At 35.3% G+C, this 15,990-nt stretch carries 19 protein-coding genes; 6 read left to right on the top strand and 13 right to left on the bottom strand.

Going from position 1 to position 15,990, the window contains the following annotated elements; all coding sequences use genetic code 11:
• Nucleotides 1-15: 15 nt before the first annotated feature.
• A complete protein-coding gene (locus EGH73_RS04705) occupies nt 16-1,008 on the bottom strand; it encodes an LLM class flavin-dependent oxidoreductase (protein WP_123280898.1) in 993 nt (330 codons plus the stop codon).
• Between the two features lie 166 nt (nt 1,009-1,174).
• On the opposite strand from EGH73_RS04705, the gene aqpZ reads away from it, so the two are divergent.
• Complete coding sequence (gene aqpZ, locus EGH73_RS04700; RefSeq protein WP_123280897.1) at nt 1,175-1,888, top strand: aquaporin Z; 714 nt, start codon at nt 1,175-1,177, stop codon at nt 1,886-1,888.
• Nucleotides 1,889-1,935: 47 nt separating this feature from the next.
• Here aqpZ and EGH73_RS04695 read toward each other — a convergent pair whose 3' ends face one another.
• The 7 genes from EGH73_RS04695 to EGH73_RS04665 form a co-directional block, all read right to left on the bottom strand.
• Nucleotides 1,936-2,481, bottom strand: a complete 546-nt coding sequence (locus tag EGH73_RS04695) for a hypothetical protein (RefSeq protein ID WP_123280896.1) — start codon at nt 2,479-2,481, stop codon at nt 1,936-1,938.
• 11 nt (nt 2,482-2,492) lie between these two features.
• Nucleotides 2,493-3,086 (bottom strand): DUF5715 family protein, encoded by a 594-nt coding sequence (locus EGH73_RS04690; RefSeq protein ID WP_089767627.1) that lies wholly within the window; start codon nt 3,084-3,086, stop codon nt 2,493-2,495.
• Nucleotides 3,087-3,159: 73 nt separating this feature from the next.
• Nucleotides 3,160-4,143 (bottom strand): LuxE/PaaK family acyltransferase, encoded by a 984-nt coding sequence (locus tag EGH73_RS04685; protein WP_123280895.1) that lies wholly within the window; start codon nt 4,141-4,143, stop codon nt 3,160-3,162.
• Between the two features lie 21 nt (nt 4,144-4,164).
• Complete coding sequence (locus EGH73_RS04680) at nt 4,165-4,929, bottom strand: UDP-2,3-diacylglucosamine diphosphatase (RefSeq protein WP_123280894.1); 765 nt, start codon at nt 4,927-4,929, stop codon at nt 4,165-4,167.
• A 14-nt stretch (nt 4,930-4,943) separates the two neighbouring features.
• On the bottom strand, nt 4,944-5,147 hold the full coding sequence (locus EGH73_RS04675; RefSeq protein WP_089767622.1) for a hypothetical protein: 204 nt from the start codon (nt 5,145-5,147) through the stop codon (nt 4,944-4,946).
• A 4-nt stretch (nt 5,148-5,151) separates the two neighbouring features.
• Entirely contained in the window at nt 5,152-5,775 is a 624-nt protein-coding gene (locus EGH73_RS04670) for a DUF3575 domain-containing protein (protein WP_245985419.1), read from the bottom strand.
• A complete protein-coding gene (locus tag EGH73_RS04665; RefSeq protein ID WP_123280893.1) occupies nt 5,775-6,944 on the bottom strand; it encodes a thioredoxin family protein in 1,170 nt (389 codons plus the stop codon). Before EGH73_RS04665 ends, EGH73_RS04670 begins: the two co-directional genes overlap by 1 nt.
• 318 nt (nt 6,945-7,262) lie before the next feature.
• On the opposite strand from EGH73_RS04665, the gene EGH73_RS04660 reads away from it, so the two are divergent.
• From EGH73_RS04660 to EGH73_RS04650, 3 genes are all read left to right on the top strand, one after another.
• Nucleotides 7,263-7,979: a DUF3822 family protein gene (locus EGH73_RS04660; RefSeq protein ID WP_123280892.1), complete on the top strand. Its 717-nt coding sequence runs from the start codon at nt 7,263-7,265 to the stop codon at nt 7,977-7,979.
• Nucleotides 7,980-8,118: 139 nt separating this feature from the next.
• Nucleotides 8,119-8,685, top strand: a complete 567-nt coding sequence (locus EGH73_RS04655) for an RsmD family RNA methyltransferase (RefSeq protein ID WP_123280891.1) — start codon at nt 8,119-8,121, stop codon at nt 8,683-8,685.
• Between the two features lie 13 nt (nt 8,686-8,698).
• Nucleotides 8,699-9,142: a glucosaminidase domain-containing protein gene (locus EGH73_RS04650; protein ID WP_089767615.1), complete on the top strand. Its 444-nt coding sequence runs from the start codon at nt 8,699-8,701 to the stop codon at nt 9,140-9,142.
• Between the two features lie 126 nt (nt 9,143-9,268).
• On the opposite strand, the gene murI is transcribed toward EGH73_RS04650, so the two are convergent.
• The 5 genes from murI to EGH73_RS04625 form a co-directional block, all read right to left on the bottom strand.
• The gene (gene murI, locus EGH73_RS04645; RefSeq protein WP_123280890.1) at nt 9,269-10,099 is read right to left on the bottom strand and encodes a glutamate racemase; all 831 of its coding nucleotides are present in this window, start codon (nt 10,097-10,099) and stop codon (nt 9,269-9,271) included.
• A gap of 231 nt (nt 10,100-10,330) precedes the next feature.
• Nucleotides 10,331-11,440, bottom strand: a complete 1,110-nt coding sequence (hemW, locus tag EGH73_RS04640) for a radical SAM family heme chaperone HemW (RefSeq protein ID WP_245985436.1) — start codon at nt 11,438-11,440, stop codon at nt 10,331-10,333.
• Between the two features lie 97 nt (nt 11,441-11,537).
• Nucleotides 11,538-12,506 (bottom strand): PorP/SprF family type IX secretion system membrane protein, encoded by a 969-nt coding sequence (locus tag EGH73_RS04635; protein ID WP_184808073.1) that lies wholly within the window; start codon nt 12,504-12,506, stop codon nt 11,538-11,540.
• Between the two features lie 19 nt (nt 12,507-12,525).
• Nucleotides 12,526-13,590 carry an RluA family pseudouridine synthase gene (locus tag EGH73_RS04630; protein WP_123280887.1) on the bottom strand — a complete coding sequence of 355 codons (1,065 nt, stop codon included), beginning with the start codon at nt 13,588-13,590 and terminating at the stop codon, nt 12,526-12,528.
• Nucleotides 13,591-13,638: 48 nt separating this feature from the next.
• On the bottom strand, nt 13,639-14,685 hold the full coding sequence (locus EGH73_RS04625; protein WP_123280886.1) for a PASTA domain-containing protein: 1,047 nt from the start codon (nt 14,683-14,685) through the stop codon (nt 13,639-13,641).
• Between the two features lie 129 nt (nt 14,686-14,814).
• Between EGH73_RS04625 and hpt the strand changes: the two genes are divergently transcribed.
• Together hpt and EGH73_RS04615 are read left to right on the top strand one after the other, a co-directional pair.
• On the top strand, nt 14,815-15,369 hold the full coding sequence (hpt, locus tag EGH73_RS04620; RefSeq protein WP_089767605.1) for a hypoxanthine phosphoribosyltransferase: 555 nt from the start codon (nt 14,815-14,817) through the stop codon (nt 15,367-15,369).
• 40 nt (nt 15,370-15,409) lie between these two features.
• Nucleotides 15,410-15,988 carry an adenylate kinase gene (locus EGH73_RS04615; protein ID WP_089767604.1) on the top strand — a complete coding sequence of 193 codons (579 nt, stop codon included), beginning with the start codon at nt 15,410-15,412 and terminating at the stop codon, nt 15,986-15,988.
• The last annotated feature ends 2 nt before the right edge of the window (nt 15,989-15,990 follow it).

Below are 15,990 nucleotides of genomic sequence, written 5' to 3'. Positions count from 1 at the left end.
GTTTGTGCTTTTTAATTATAGTGATTTGATAACTTCTGAAGCTATCTCGTAAGACCTTTGTTTTTTATCAAAATCATAGATATTTCCTGAAACGATAATCTCATCTGGTTTGTAATCTTTTACAAATTTGCCAAGTTTTTCTTTCAAAGTTTCTTTATCTCCTACAAAAGTTTTGGCAGCCATTCTATTCAGATGAACAGCTACTTCATCAGAAATATCAGCCAATTCGGTTTCATCTGGTGGTGAAAGAGGCTGTCTTTGATCGGTCAAAATATTGACGAACGCCTGGAAATGCGATGTTGAAAGATAATGAGCTTCATCTACAGTTTCGCCAGCAATGATATTGACACAAACCAAAACATAAGGTTCCTGCAAAAACTCAGACGGCTGAAAATGTTCCCGGTAAATTTCCAGGGCAACCTCTAACTGCGAAGGTGCAAAATGCGCTGCAAAAGCATATGGTAAACCTAACTTAGCCGCTAAAAAAGCAGAATCTGTGGAACTTCCAAGAATGTAAATCGGAACATCTGCGCCTTCTCCAGGAATCGCTCTTACTTTTGCTTCAGAATTTTCATTAGACAAATATTTTTGAAGTTCTTTGATATAGAATTCAAAATTGTAATTTGGATTGAAGTTGTTTCCTCTTAATGCAGTTGCCGTCAACATATCTGTTCCAGGTGCTCTTCCCAAACCAAGGTCTATTCTCCCCGGAAATAATCCGTCCAAAGTTCCAAACTGTTCTGCAACAGACAAAGTGGAATGATTTGGTAACATAATTCCACCAGAGCCAACTCGTAAAGTTGTAGTTTGTGAAGCAATATGACCTATTAAAATGGAAGTTGAAGCACTCGCTACATTCGGGAAATTATGATGCTCAGAGAACCAATATCTGGTAAATCCAAGCTTTTCTGCGTGTTGTGCAGATTTCACAGACTTCTGAAATGTTTTATTAATATCATCGCCTTTGACAATAGTTGCCAAATCAAGAATTGAATATTTTAAAGCCATAATTTTAAAAATTTATATAAATGTTTAGCTCAAAAAACAAACCATTGCAAGAATGTCAAAAATAATTGGAAATTTTGTCAGTCAACAAATATTTTTTGAATTATTCACAATCAATAAAAAATTTTATTAGATTTGTTTCAATAAAAAATTAAAAAAAACAAAACAAATGGTATCAACAACTTCAAAAATTGTTGCCGAAATGATCGGCACAATGGTTCTTGTATTAATGGGCTGCGGAAGTGCAGTTATCGCTGGCGCTGATGGAACAACGGGTGTCGGACTTCTGGGAATTTCTTTTGCGTTTGGTTTAAGTGTGGTCGCAATGGCATACGCTATCGGACACATCTCTGGATGTCACATTAATCCTGCTATTTCTCTCGCAATGGTTGCGGCTGGCAGAATGAAATTAGGAGAAGCTCTGTATTACATTGTTGCTCAGGTAATCGGAGCTATTATTGGTGCAGGAATTCTGTATGTTATTTTCACCAATCATCCAGGTGCTGAATTAGGTCCTTGGGCTTTAGGCTCTAATGGCTGGGGAACCGGTTATCTTGATGAATACACCACTCTGGCTGCTCTTGTTGCTGAGTTTGTTTTCACATTCATCTTTTTGATGGTGATTCTGGGTTCCACTTCTACTAAGAACATACACGGCGGTTTTGCCGGTTTAGCCATTGGTCTTTCATTGGTGTTGATTCACATTGTTGGAATTAAAATAACAGGTGTTTCCGTGAATCCTGCAAGAAGTATTGGTCCTGCAATTTTCGCACAAGGAGAAGCACTTTCACAACTTTGGTTGTTTATTGTAGCTCCAATTTTAGGTGGAGTTTTTGCAGCTTTTACTTATAATTTACTTATAGAGAAACCTGAACAAGCATAATTAGAAATAATCAAAAAAATAAATCCTGCCAGTTGTTTTGGTAGGATTTATTTTTTGTTTTTTATATCAAAAGGATTTTTAAAAATTAGCTCTTCTTTTTTACCTTTCAATTCAAATTTTTTGATGAGAAGACTTCGGGCCATATTTCTCAGGAAATAATCTTTATCACACAATTTCCAATAAGAATCTTTGTGAATAATTTTTGGTTCCCGAATATTATAAAAACTTGTTTCCCAATGATCCTCGTCGTGATAAAATTCTATAATCCCGCAATGTTCCGGGATATCTTGATGATTAATCATTCCCATTGGAAGAAGAAAACTGAATGAATTACAAATATAGTCACCACAACCAATCTTATCATGTTTCAGAAATTTTTCTCCAGATTTTTGATTGGTATAGAATTTTTTAAAATCGTTTTTAAAATCAGATTTAGATAATTTGATTTCAATTTCGTGGCTGTAACCTTCATTATTAATCAATAAAATATCAGCCTCCCAATCAGAATGAAAAAAATTAGTTAAAACAATTTCTTTATCAAAATCACAATTTGTATTGATATAATTGTGAACCAGTTCCTCAATTTTCAGCATCACGTTTAGATTTAAAAATTACGCACCGTTACGTGATAACAACTCTGCTGCTTTTCTTTAATGTAGAAAATCTTCCCCAAATTTTTATATTCTTCCAAAACTTTTTCCAATTCTTTTTCCAGCTTTGTATTGATTTTTAGTTGATGGTCAAAACGAACATAAGAAATGTCGAAAGCTGCACCATAGTTATGAGAACTGATCCCGAGAGATGCATTGGTATTGACTTTTCTTAATCTACACTGATCTTCCAAAGTTCTTGTAACTGAAGAGACAACAAAAAAACTTTTGGTTTCTGTCGCAAATCTATTAGCCATTTTTTCTAGTGTAGTCCTGGCTTTTTTGGCAAGGTAAGGACGACTGTATTCTAAAGTCTGTAATCTATATCCTCTTGATTTTACTTTTACCTTTACCAATTTGGCTTTCGCAATATACCGATCCACTGTTTTCGTGTTTTCCAGAAGATTAACTCCGAAATTCTGCGCAGCAAGCAGATGTGGCTTATAAAGTTCTGTTGGTTCAACTTTCAGCACAGCGCTCAGATCATAACATTTCTGAGATTTGAACAGAGAAAAAGAGCATAATAGAATGATTAATAAAAATCTCATTTAGTACATTTAGGAATTATTGGACTTTTGATACAATTTTTAATTGTGTTTTTAAAATTAAATTTATTAAAAATTAGGAAACCAAAAGACTACAACCACGGATATCGGAATGGTCTATCCGCCCCAACACCTGAAAAGAGCCATTCTCAGACTTGCCAAGATCTTGCGTTGCAAGGAATGCGCAAGAATGCCGGTTAGCCAGATCTATAATGTTAATTGCGCCAGTCCTACCCTCTTCAACATAAGAAAAAGGATCTTCTGTATTTCTAACAAGGATTTTCATCCAGTTTGGGCTTTTATAGATATTTTCACCTAAAGAATACGCCTGCGACAACAACTCTGTCATCGAATATTCTGAGTAAATCTTATCCGTTTTGAAGCCATTTTGAAAGATTTTCAGCAATTCGTCTTTCGTCATTTCTTCTTTTCTTCCTTTCATTCCGCCGGTTTCGATAACTGTGAGAGTTTGTGAAAATTGGAGAGTTTGAGAATTTGCGTGGCAATAATCTAAGAAATCCAGTAAGGCGAATGATACACCAAAAAGAATTACTTTTTTATCTGATAGAGTTTGTAGCAAATTAAACAATTCCTGATGATTGTAAAGAAAATAGCCATTCTCTGGTTTGTTTGACTTTTTTATCAAAAAATCAATCATATAAATCAATGAAGAATGTGGATTTTCTGAATAATTAGGTAATAATCCTAAAAAAATATAATCTTCCGGTTTTCCAATGAATTGCTCAAAACTTTTGTAAATGCTTTCTTCATAAAGAGAAAAATCAGCGATATAATGCTTGGAACGATTCATTTGTGTGGTTCCAGAACTTTGAAAATAATTTTCGGCTTCAGCATTTTTATCCAAAACCAAATGATTTTTGAACATCTCAATTGGTAGAAATGGAATATCAGAAACTTGATTAATCGACGAAGGATTGATATTCAAATAATCTACAAACTTCCTATAAACTTTTAGATTTTCGTATTGATAACGGAATGTTTCCAAACATGCTGTTCGGAAATCTTCTTCTGTTTTAATATCAAAAATATTCTGCTTCATTTTTCAATTCAATACTTGAATTTAATCTTCAAATTTTTTCAGATCAAATTGTTCTCCATCAAAAACGCCATAAGTGAAGTAAGAAATCCAATCGCCGAGATTGATATATTTAGCTCCTTTTTGCAAATCCAAAACCATTGGCAAATGGCGATGACCGTAAACAAAATAGTCTATCTTTTCTGTCTTCAACTTTTCCTTAGAATAGAGAATCAGGAACTCTTTATCTTCCCCTAAAAATTTTTGATCTTCAACTCCAGAAATCATCTTATTTTTCTGAGACATATAGTTGGCAATTTTCATTGCAATGTCTGGATGCAACCATCTAAAAGCCCATTGGGCAAAGGGATTCGTAAAGACTTTTTTCATTCTTTTATAGCCTTTATCTCCAGGACCAAGTCCATCTCCGTGCGCTAAAAGTAATTTTTTACTATTGATTTCGTAATATTTTTTTTCAAAGAAGACAGGAATTCCTAATTCTACTTCGAAGTAATTTTTCATCCACAAATCGTGATTCCCAACAAAAAAATAGATGTCGATACCACAATCTTTCAATTCTGCAATTTTCCCTAAAACTCTGATATAGCCTTTTGGAACAACATATTTCCACTCGTGCCAAAAATCAAAAAGGTCGCCCATCAAGAAAAGAACTTGTGCGTTTTTCTTGATAGAATCCATCCACCGTATAAATTTTTCTTCCCGTATTCTGCTTTGTTGTAAATCCGGAACTCCAAAATGCTGGTCGGAAGCGAAATATATTTTTTTGCCCGATTGTAAATCGATCTGCATAAAAATCAGTTTAATTAATCAAAATTGTTACGTTCGTCATTTTGGTCACGTTTGCTGTAAATCCACATCCCTATTCCCAAACCTATTACCGCTGAAAAAGCAGTTAATAAAGCTCTATAAAGCTTGTCTGGAGAATCATTTCCAATATAATTCATCAGAAAAATAATGATGAAAGTGATAGCTGCAATTAAAATGTATTTTGGATTCTTTATCATCATAATTTTACAATTTATACGAAATCATTACTCCACCTTTATAAGGCAAGAACTCACCGCTTCTGTTGGTTTCTCTACCCATAGAGTCACCGTTATTGTCATATCTATCACCACTCAGCTTGTCATAGCCTTTATAAAAACTTTGCATTGTACCGAATCCTAAATAAAGGTCGAGATTCCAGCGATCAGCTAACGTAAACTGGTAACCCGCTAGACCTCCTAACATAAATGAATATCCTTTCTGGTACAAGTTAGAATTAATGTAAGGTGTCGTAACGCCGTTTTTGTGGACATAGAAATTATCATTCCAATAACCCCACTTTTGAATATTAAACTGTGCCAACGAAAAGTCTACTCCAACATAAAACTTTTTAAAAGTCTCATTAAAATAATATCTCCCGTTAAAACCCAACATATAAACTTGAGCGTGTTTTCCCGCAAAAGATTTCCAGGGTGAGATAAACAAATCTGCTTGTCCCGTTATATGCTCCGCGAAACTACGTTCTACTCCCACGTTTAGGATGCCGATCGGAAGAAAAAGAGCATTCGCTTTTACGTATGTTTCATTTTTTTGCGCAAAACTGGAAGTGATAACACTAATGAAACTCAGTAAAAAAAGTTTTTTCATCATTATTTTTTGTTCAGGATTTCAATCATTTTTGCTGCGTCCCTATTTTCCTCTTTTGCGAAGTTAGCTGCCATACCGGCGAACATTTTCGCTTCCTCTTTTTTGCCTAATTTATCATACAAAGTTGCCAAAATACTTGTTGAATCAAAATTTTCTGACGACATCACCACTTTTTCTGCCCATCTTGCTGCCATCTGCAGGGATTTTGGATCCGATGACTTTTCACCTATAGTGCTAGCTGCTGCCAGTAATTCTGAACTATTAAATTCCTCTGGGTTTTTATAGTGTTCCAAAGCTGTTTTTTCGTAAGCTGGAAAATTATCGTGAGCAGAATAATAATTGAGTTTATACACACTTAGACTTTTTGTCAGTTCATCTTTTGGGAATAAGCCTTCGCCTTTTTTTAAAACCTTGGCATCATCGATTGTTTTTGTTTTATCATCCGTTGCCTCACTTACAATTTTCATCAATTTCAGATAATTATTAAACTGAGTGTAATTTTTTTCAGGTAAAAACTCAGTAATTGCAGCTTTGTTAGCTATAAAAATCTTATAATTATCATCATCTACAGATTGCGTAAAACTCAAAAGAACATTAATCTCTTCTCCGCTAAATGATTTGTCTTTTTTATTAGTAAAATATTTTTCCGAAGCTTTTTTTGCTAAAATCGGATCTTTGCTAGCGTACAACTTAATGAAATTGAGCAATCCATCCTGATCCAGCTTTCCTTTTAGAAATTCTTCTGCAAGATTAGTATTGACCAGTTGCGGATTATTATTTTTCTGTCCTAGTTCCAAAAATTCTTTGGATTGGATGTACCCTAATTCTTTGCCCACAACGTCACCTTCACCATTTAGGAATAAGAAAGTAGGATAACTTCTCACACCATATTTTATGGCAAGGTCTCTACCCTCCCCTTTTTCCATATCTATTCGTGCATTCACAAAATTTTTATTATAAAAATCAGCAACATTCTTATCTGTGAACACGTTTTTTTCCATAAGCTTACAAGGCCCGCACCAAGAAGCATAAGCATCCATAAAAACAAGTTTTTTTTCTGCTTTTGCTTTGGCTAGAATTGATGCAAAACTGGACTCTTCGAACTTAATAGAATACTGGGAAAATGCCTGCTGAGAAATAATTAATATAAGTAAAAGTGATATTTTTTTCATTGTGAAAATAAATCGAATTATCTTGCGAAGATAACCATAATATAAGAATTGAAGGGTTAGAAGACGGAAAGTTTTAATTTTTTAACTTTGCAAATCTCTGGGAAGACTTTGAGATAATAAACTGAAAAAAATTTGACTGTTAAAAGTTGGTTTCTATTGGTACTGCAAGGTGGCTAATTTACTGACATTTTCAACTTTACGATGCGCAGCCCGACTTGAACGGAGCTCATTTTTGTACTGGAAAAGCGAGGGCAAAAAATAGCGGGAGTGGAAGGCGGATTAAGTTGCCCAAAAAATTAATTTTATTGATATTAAAATATGAGGAAATTATCCTTACTTTTCACGAAAGATGGTTTGCAATGGCAGATTTCTAAGTCCAGAAAAGTGCTGGAAGAAAAAATCTTTCTTAAAGATGAAGACACACCAAAAAATCTGGTTGAGGAAAATCTGAATGAAGTTTTGGCTTCGGAAAAGTTTTCTGAAATCTCTGTGATTTCTTCAATCAATCATTTTTCCATCGTGGAAGAAGGTTTTGACCAGCACGATTTGGGATATAATTTGATTTCTTACAATGCTGATGTAAAAAGGGATTCTGAGGAACTGATGTTATCTGTGAACAAGAAATTTGGGATTCAGTTTTATTATAGTTTTCCTAAAGATTTTTATCAGAAAATTAAAGCTTTGGAAATCCCAGTTCATTTCAATTTTTCGGGCGAAAAGTTCCTGAATGCTTTGAATGTGAAAAATCGAAAAGAAATCCACGTCAATCTTTATCATCAGCAGGCAGAATTCTTTGCCATTGAGAATAAAAAAGTGGTTCTATATAATAATCTGGATGCGGCTTCGGAAGTAGATTTTCTTTATTTCATAATGTTTACTCTGAGTAAAATTGATTTCGGAATCTCTGAAACTCATTTTTATATTTATGGAGAAACAACTGAGAATGAGACTTTCATCTCAGAAATGCAGAAGTTTGTTCCAAATCTGAAAATCGTTTTCGATAATCTACATAAGAAGAGTTTTATATTGAATTAATTTGTAAAGAATAATATTAGCTCAAGATATAAAGTTCTCAAAGGCATAAAACTCAGCGTTGCGAAGAAGCTTTGCGAAATTTAATATATTTTTAATCATTTAAAAAATCTTTGCGCTTTTTGCGTTAAAAAAATTATTTATGTTCCGAATCATATCAGGAAAATGGAAAGCCAAAAGAATTGCGGCTCCAAAAAATTTCGATGTAAGACCAACGACAGACTTCGCTAAGGAAGCGCTGTTCAGCATCATTGACAACCAATATGACCTTGAGTTTTGCTCGGTTTTAGACCTATTTGCAGGCATCGGCTCCATTACTTTGGAGTTTGCTTCCCGCGACTGCAAAGACATCACTTCCGTTGAACTGAATCCAAAACACGCGGGATTTATCAATTCTACAGCGAACGAATTGGATATGGGATTACAAGTGAATGTTCAGCGAGCTGATGTTTTTGATTGGCTGAAAAGGAAAAGAAATCACGAAAAAAAATATGAAATCATTTTTGCTGATGCACCTTTCGAAACGGAAGAAAATAAGTACAACGAAATGATTGATTTGGTTCTTAATAACGAATTGCTAAAACCAAACGGCATTTTCATTCTGGAACATCAGAGCAGAATAAAATTCACTCATCCGAATCTAAAAGACACCAGAAAATACGGAAATGTAAGTTTCTCATTCTTCCAAAGCGAACCGATTTCTAAATAAAATTGATTACAATATGAGGAATTTCATCAGATTATTAATGATTTTCATTCTGTTTTTCAGTTTAAAAATTTCTGCACAGAATTCTTACATCAGTCAGTATAAAGCTTTTGCAACGGAACTTTCTCAGGAGTTTGGAATTCCCACAGTGGTGATTCTTTCCATCGCTTATATGGAAACCGGCGGTGGTACAAGTTCCGCTTGCAAGGTTCTGAACAACCATTTTGGAATGACTGGAAAAAACGACATCAATAGTTCCAGATTCAAAAGTTTTGCTGATTCCAAAGCTTCTTATCGTGCATTTTGTGAATGGGTTTCCAAAAGGAAATTCTATGAAAAGTTAAAAGGTTCGCAAGATCATAATAATTGGTTTATGGCTATCGCATCTTCCGGATACTCTACAAAACCTGCGGAGTGGAAGCAAAAACTGAATCTTGTAAGAAAGAAAGTTGGTCTCTGAAGCCTTAGATTGTTGATCGAAGATAGAATAAACAAGTTTCTAAGCTGCAAAATCCAAACTACACGCTGTTTAATTGGGAATTGAGGATCTTTTATAGTTTCGAATTTTCTGTGCAAAAAAAGAAAATCAGAGAACTTTCAAATCTAAATCAATTGATTTTCCAAAGAATTTTTTCGAAATTTTTTCGAAATTTTTGGTAATATCTGACAGGAAAAATTGATAAGTAGATTGGTGATTTTCCTCGTTCAGAAGATTGTGTTTATCCAAAATTATTTTTAATTGACTGGCAACGATGTTTGGAGAATCGATGACACGAACGCGGTTTCCGTAATATTGTTTGATTTCGTCTATCAACAACGGATAATGCGTACAGCCGAGAATCAAGGTTTCAATATTTTTCAGTTTACTATTACTCAGATAATTATAAATAATAGAATGTGTAATCGGGTGATTTTTAAAACCTTCTTCAATCGCCGGAACCAAAAGTGGTGTCGCCAATTCATCCACTTTGATGAACTTATTATGCTTTCGGATTGATTTTTTGTAAAGCCCAGAGTTGACCGTTGCTTTAGTTGCAATCACGCCAACATTATTGTGAATTTCGTAAGATACTTTTTCTGCAACCGGATTAATTACATCAATCACAGGAACCCTGTCTGCGACTAATTCTTGAACTTCCTGAAGTGCATTAGCTGTCGCAGAGTTGCATGCAATCACAATCGCTTTACAGTTTTTTTCTAAAAGGAACTCGGTAATTTTTGTACAGTAACCAACAATAGCTTCACGGGATTTTTCGCCGTAAGGAAGATGTTTGGTATCACCGAAATAAATTAAATCTTCATTAGGCAATAATCTTTTAATTTCCTTTGCAACCGTTAATCCACCAACGCCGGAATCAAAAATCCCGATTGGCTGATTGGCTGAAAGATGCGTATAGTCGGCTTTTTTCTTTTTCAAGAGATAATCTTTTATCTTTTATTTTGAACGCAAATCTTGCATTTTTTTTGACCATTACAATGTTTTTAAGTTCGCAAAGGTACTTCGACAGGCTCAGCATAAACTTAAAACTCAGCAAAGATTTAGCTTTACAAAAATAGTGAAATTTTTATTCTGAAAAACATTTCGACAAGCTCAATGTGACAACTTTGATAGTAATTGTGCATTGTCTGACTGAGCTTATCGAAGTCTTTAAACTATAAATAAATCGCTCGCAATTCCGTCTGCTAAAAACCAATGTTTTTCGGGAATTTTAAGGTAATTATTTTCTATTTCCAAAATTCCAGATTCTATTTTTGACTTGATTTCTTGATTGAGATAATCGATTACTTCTGAGGAAAAATTTTGATTGAATTTATTCAAATCTACACCCCAAATTGTCCTTAACCCAATCATAATCATTTCGTTGAATCTGTCTTTTTCCGTGAGTATTTCCTTTTCTATTGGAAGAATATTTTGGTTTAGATTTTTAATGTAAATGGGATTATTGGCGATGTTCCAGCTTCTTTCCAAATGTCCGTTGTAAGAATGCGCCGACGGTCCAATTCCTAAATAAGGTTCAGATTTCCAATATGCAGAATTATGTTTGGAATGAAATCCCGGCTTTCCAAAATTTGAAATCTCATAATGATCGAATCCATTATCTTTCAGGAAATCTTTCATATAATAAAATTCCTGGTTCTGTTCCGTTTCTTCGGGAGAACGGATTTTTCCATTTTCAATCCATTTTTCCAAAGCTGTTTTTGGTTCAACAGTAAGAGCGTACGACGAAACGTGAGGAACTTGCAGTTCAATGGTTTTACTGAGATTGTCTTTCCAGATTTCGAAATTTGAAGTCGGCGAACCATAAATCAGATCGATGCTGATATTTTCCAAACCAAAATCTTGCGCTCTTTTAATCGAGCTTTCTGCTTCGGACGCATTGTGCGCTCGGTTCATCAATTTCAAATCTTCATCAAAAAAACTTTGGGTTCCAATTGACAAACGATTGATTTCGGTTTGAGATAATTCTTCCAGGAAATTTTTATTCAAATCATCTGGATTGGATTCCAATGTAATTTCAATATTGTTATCAAAACTGAAATATTTCTGAATTTCATCAATCAACGATTTGATTTCATCAACACTGAGAACAGAAGGTGTTCCGCCACCGAAATAAAGGGATTTCAGGGTTTTATTTTCGAGTTCGTTGTGTCTGAGTTGGATTTCTTTTTTGATAGCAGATAACATCTCGTCTTTCAAACTAAAGGAAGTCGAAAAATGAAAATTGCAATAACTGCATTTCTGCTTGCAAAAAGGAATATGGAGGTAAATCAAGCTGAATTATAAATGATTAATTATGAATTGTTTGTTATAAATTGAAAATCATTAACAATTAACCATTGACAATTTAATAAAACTATCTATAACGGAAACCTCTGGAATTAATAAAGTTTTCTATATTAAATCCAAGTGACAACATAAAACTATTACCGAAATTTTCTGTCAGTTCTGAAACTCCCATATTGTAAACGGCACCAAAAGTTAGAAATCCTACTTTCCCTTTGATGACAGGTGAAAGCCCAAGGTTCTGGCTACCAACCGCACTTTTGGCACTTCTGAAACTGATTCCTGCGGAAATATTACTTTTCTCTCCGAAAGCTGTGGCCATCACGTTATAATCTATGATTCTTGAAGAATTGGTGTTAAGGTTCATCATCATAGAAGGTGTCAGGTAAAGCCCGTCTACAAAATGCCAGTCATATCCTAAATTGAAGTAAAATTTAGTTGGTGACGGTTCAATCCCGTTCACAATAGGAATATCATTGCTCAAGGGTATATCAACCACAGAAACACCTGCGAAAAAGTCCCTATATTTAATCGCTGTTCCCAGATTGGCATAAGCAATAAAAATATCATTGGTATTCTCTCCTAGCACCTGATCACCCGGCTGCTCTGGATTGAGCTGCGTGTAATCGATATTCATATTGTAAAGATTGGTTCCTATACCGAAAGAAAACTGATCCTGCCTGTCTTCTTCATCTGTAATGGGAATAAAATAGGAAGCACCAAGCATCAAACCATTAGACGAAATAGGTCCATTCTGATCTCTAAAAAACGAAATCCCAGCTCCCACTCTGTCAAAAACATTGGCATGCAGGCCTAAAGACTGAACATTTGGGGACTCACTGAGTTGTGAAAATTGTTTCTGATAATTGATATTAAGAACCACATCATCTGTTTTACCTAATAATGCCGGGTTAAAAAGGAAATCTCCATCCACCAGATACTGCTGATAGAACGGCAAAGTCTCCTGAGATTTTACACTAATCATTGCTCCCGAAGCTAGAAGAACAATGATTTTATATAGTAAGTAACTTTTCTTCACGACACAAATATATAAAACTCTAGTTATTTCCCAGATATTTCCTCCAACGTTCTGAAGCTTCCTGCATATCTTTTGGCATCGGACTTTCAAAATACAATTCTTTTTTGGTGACAGGATGTATGAAGCCAAGAGTATGTGCATGCAAGGCGTGTCTTGGCAATACTTCGAAAACATTTTGAACGAATTGTTTATATTTCGGAAGGTTAACGCCACGCATTATTATATTGCCTTCATACCGCTCATCATTAAACAAAGTGTGTCCGATATGTTTCATATGCGCACGGATCTGATGCGTCCTTCCTGTTTCCAGTTTACACTCTACCCAAGTCATATAACGGAATCTTTCCAAAACCTTATAATGAGTCACTGCGTGTTTTCCATGGCTTCCGTCCACATAAGTGTACATTTGCATCCTGTTTTTTGGGTGTCTCCCGATGTGACCAGTAACCGTACCTACATCATGCTGAACATTGCCCCAAACAAAAGCCCAATAAAGCCTTTTCGTTTTCCTATCAAAAAACTGTTTTGCCAGGTGACTGAGTGCGTATTCGTTTTTAGCAATTACCAGTAATCCTGATGTATCTTTATCAATCCTGTGAACCAGACCGACTCTGTCCAGATCGGAATTATAATTCGGATCTTTTGAAAAATGAAAAGCCAAAGCATTCACCAGTGTTCCGTCCCAATTCCCAAATCCAGGGTGAACCACCATTCCGGGATCTTTATCCACTACAACCAGATCATCATCTTCATATACGATATTAATAGGAATATCTTGTGGGATGATCACATTTTCTCTTGGCGGGTGAGCAAGGAGCACACTGATTTCATCGCCTGGTTTTACTCTGTAGTTTTGCTTTACGGGATTTCCATTCACCACGACATTACCCGCTCTGCAAGTCTGAGAAATTTTATTTCGGGAAGAGTTCTGACGGTGTATCAGCAAAAATTTATCAATCCTAAGGGGTTCCTGATTTTTATCCACCTTAATATTAAGATGCTCAAAAAGTCCACTGTTTTCATCAGCAGAACTGTCATCCTCAGTGAATTCGTTTTCCAGAAAATCTTCGTTTTCGTCCAGCATATTTTAATTTTAAAAGGCTCCAACTAATCGCTGAAGCCTTTATAATTTTTATTCTATTACAACTTTTTTGGGTTTAGGCTTTTCCGCAGGTTTAGAATTTTGCGGTGTTGCAGAATTATTAGTTTTTACAGTAGCTTGTGGAGAACCGACTGAAGGACTGGAATTCGTATTCGCAGGTTTTGGTTTCGGTACTGCTGTAGCAGTAGTGGCTGCAGGTGGATTTTTGGTTACCGGTGCAGGCCTCTCTTCTGCTGTAGGTATTTCTCGGTATTCAATAGGAGCTAATGCTGTATCTATCTTAGGACGATACATCTCATCCAGCTGCTTAATCTTGTTCTGGAGTTCGGCAGGTGTTTTTTTACTGGCCCAGAGGTCAATCTGCATTCCCTGATCCCGCAAGGCACCAAACTCCGGATCCTGATAATATACAATATCTGAATCATCCTTTCCGCCATCTTCGTGTTCCACAATACCAACTTCAAATAACGCCTGAGCAATAATTTTTTTAGCTTCCTGAACTGTTCTACCGACAACGTTCGGGATGGATACATTTCTAAGCGGACCAGAACCTATAACCAGGTCCACGGCAGAAAATCGCGGAATCTGCGTTCCAGGCTTCACGCTGGTTCCATTATAAAGAATCCTGAGTACGGCATCTCTTTGAATACTCGGTTCATAAAGCGTGTCCCCCACCTTCAGTCCTACGAGATTCAGCTGGTTAAACGCTAAACCTTTATATCTGTCTATAATATCTGGAATAGCCACCTTTGCCCAAGTTCTTGGATTAACTTTCAATGTGATAATTCTTCCATTTTTCACATTAGAACCAGGATTCGGGTTAACGGCCAAAACCTGAAAAGGACGGAATTTCGGATCGTACTTAAAGCTATCTACTTCATATTCCAGACCGGAATCGTCCAGTATTTTAATAGCGTCGTGTACAGTCATATTCATAACATTAGGTACAGGAACTTCTTCTCCGTGATTCGTATGAAACTCCAGCCATCGGAATGTGAGCCATACCAAACCGGCAAAAAGAGCCATTGCCAAAACTATATTAACTAATACTTTCCAGTGGAAAAGTGACTTGAACATAATTATTCTTTTTCAGAAATAGTAACGCAAAGATAGATAATTAAATTGTATTATTCTTTCATAGAACTGTTACAAAAAGAAAATCGGTCAATTGCTATAAAAACCTTATTTTTGTACTTTGAAATACTTATGGAGTCAATTACAATTCACGACAAAAATTTCGTACCCTACCTGAAACACGATGAAATTCAGGAAATTATAAAAAAATTAGCGCTTAAAGTTTACGAAGATTACAAAGACGAAACCCCAATTTTTGTGGGTGTTTTGAATGGTGTTATCATGTTTTTTTCCGATTTTCTAAAATACTATCCCGGAAAATGTGAAATTGCTTTTCTGCAAGTTAGTTCTTATTCCGGAACCCAATCTACAGGAATAGTGTATAAAAAAATGGATCTCACAAAAGATGTGGTAGATAGGCATATTATATTGATGGAAGACATCGTAGATACAGGTAATACACTGGAAAATCTTTTTGAATATTTTAAAAACACACAGCGTCCAAAGTCTCTGAAAGTGGCTTCTCTGCTGCTAAAACCTGATGTTTTCCAAAAAGACTTCACGATTGATTATGTGGCAAAAGAGATCCCTAATAAATTCGTTTTGGGATATGGTTTGGATTATGATGAACTTGGGAGAAATCTGCCGGATCTTTATCAATTGGAAGAAGGCAGAATCAACCACTAACCGAATAAGAAATAATTATCTAATAAATAAAAAAACCATTATGATCAATATCGTTCTCTTTGGTCCACCGGGAAGTGGAAAAGGAACTCAAGCTCAACTACTTATTGACAAATTCAATCTGAAGCAGATTTCAACTGGAGATCTTTTCAGATACAATATGAAAAATGATACAAACCTTGGTAAACTTGCAAAATCATACATTGATAAAGGAGAGTTGGTTCCGGACCAAGTGACTATTGATATGCTTGTTGATGAGCTTAGAAAACCTACAAATACCAACGGATTCATTTTCGACGGATTTCCAAGAACAGCACACCAGACCGATGCTTTGGAAAACATTGTGAAAGATGAGCTAGGAACAGAAATCAGTGTTTGCCTTTCATTGGTAGTGGATGATGAAGCTTTGGTACAAAGGCTTTTGAAACGTGGCGAGACAAGTGGAAGAACAGATGATTCTAATGAAGATATTATCCGAAATAGAATCAAGGAATACTATGCAAAGACAGCAGAAGTTGCTGAACTTTATAAAAAACAAGGCAAATATGTAGAGGTAAACGGGATTGGAGACATTTCCGAAATATCAGAAAAATTATTTGCTGAAGTAGAAAAAATTAAATAAAA

Origin of the sequence: Epilithonimonas hominis (assembly GCF_003730015.1) — a bacterium.
GTDB lineage: Bacteria > Bacteroidota > Bacteroidia > Flavobacteriales > Weeksellaceae > Epilithonimonas > Epilithonimonas hominis.
This window is presented reverse-complemented; position numbering and strand designations above follow the sequence as displayed.

Bases quoted from the DNA above. Each gene is read 5' to 3' on its own strand.
- EGH73_RS04705 (WP_123280898.1), bottom strand. From the start codon at position 1,008: ATGGCTTTAAAATATTCAATTCTTGATTTGGCAACTATTGTCAAAGGC.
- aqpZ (WP_123280897.1), top strand. From the start codon at position 1,175: ATGGTATCAACAACTTCAAAAATTGTTGCCGAAATGATCGGCACAATG.
- EGH73_RS04695 (WP_123280896.1), bottom strand. From the start codon at position 2,481: ATGCTGAAAATTGAGGAACTGGTTCACAATTATATCAATACAAATTGT.
- EGH73_RS04690 (WP_089767627.1), bottom strand. From the start codon at position 3,086: ATGAGATTTTTATTAATCATTCTATTATGCTCTTTTTCTCTGTTCAAA.
- EGH73_RS04685 (WP_123280895.1), bottom strand. From the start codon at position 4,143: ATGAAGCAGAATATTTTTGATATTAAAACAGAAGAAGATTTCCGAACA.
- EGH73_RS04680 (WP_123280894.1), bottom strand. From the start codon at position 4,929: ATGCAGATCGATTTACAATCGGGCAAAAAAATATATTTCGCTTCCGAC.
- EGH73_RS04675 (WP_089767622.1), bottom strand. From the start codon at position 5,147: ATGATGATAAAGAATCCAAAATACATTTTAATTGCAGCTATCACTTTC.
- EGH73_RS04670 (WP_245985419.1), bottom strand. From the start codon at position 5,775: ATGATGAAAAAACTTTTTTTACTGAGTTTCATTAGTGTTATCACTTCC.
- EGH73_RS04665 (WP_123280893.1), bottom strand. From the start codon at position 6,944: ATGAAAAAAATATCACTTTTACTTATATTAATTATTTCTCAGCAGGCA.
- EGH73_RS04660 (WP_123280892.1), top strand. From the start codon at position 7,263: ATGAGGAAATTATCCTTACTTTTCACGAAAGATGGTTTGCAATGGCAG.
- EGH73_RS04655 (WP_123280891.1), top strand. From the start codon at position 8,119: ATGTTCCGAATCATATCAGGAAAATGGAAAGCCAAAAGAATTGCGGCT.
- EGH73_RS04650 (WP_089767615.1), top strand. From the start codon at position 8,699: ATGAGGAATTTCATCAGATTATTAATGATTTTCATTCTGTTTTTCAGT.
- EGH73_RS04630 (WP_123280887.1), bottom strand. From the start codon at position 13,590: ATGCTGGACGAAAACGAAGATTTTCTGGAAAACGAATTCACTGAGGAT.
- EGH73_RS04625 (WP_123280886.1), bottom strand. From the start codon at position 14,685: ATGTTCAAGTCACTTTTCCACTGGAAAGTATTAGTTAATATAGTTTTG.
- hpt (WP_089767605.1), top strand. From the start codon at position 14,815: ATGGAGTCAATTACAATTCACGACAAAAATTTCGTACCCTACCTGAAA.
- EGH73_RS04615 (WP_089767604.1), top strand. From the start codon at position 15,410: ATGATCAATATCGTTCTCTTTGGTCCACCGGGAAGTGGAAAAGGAACT.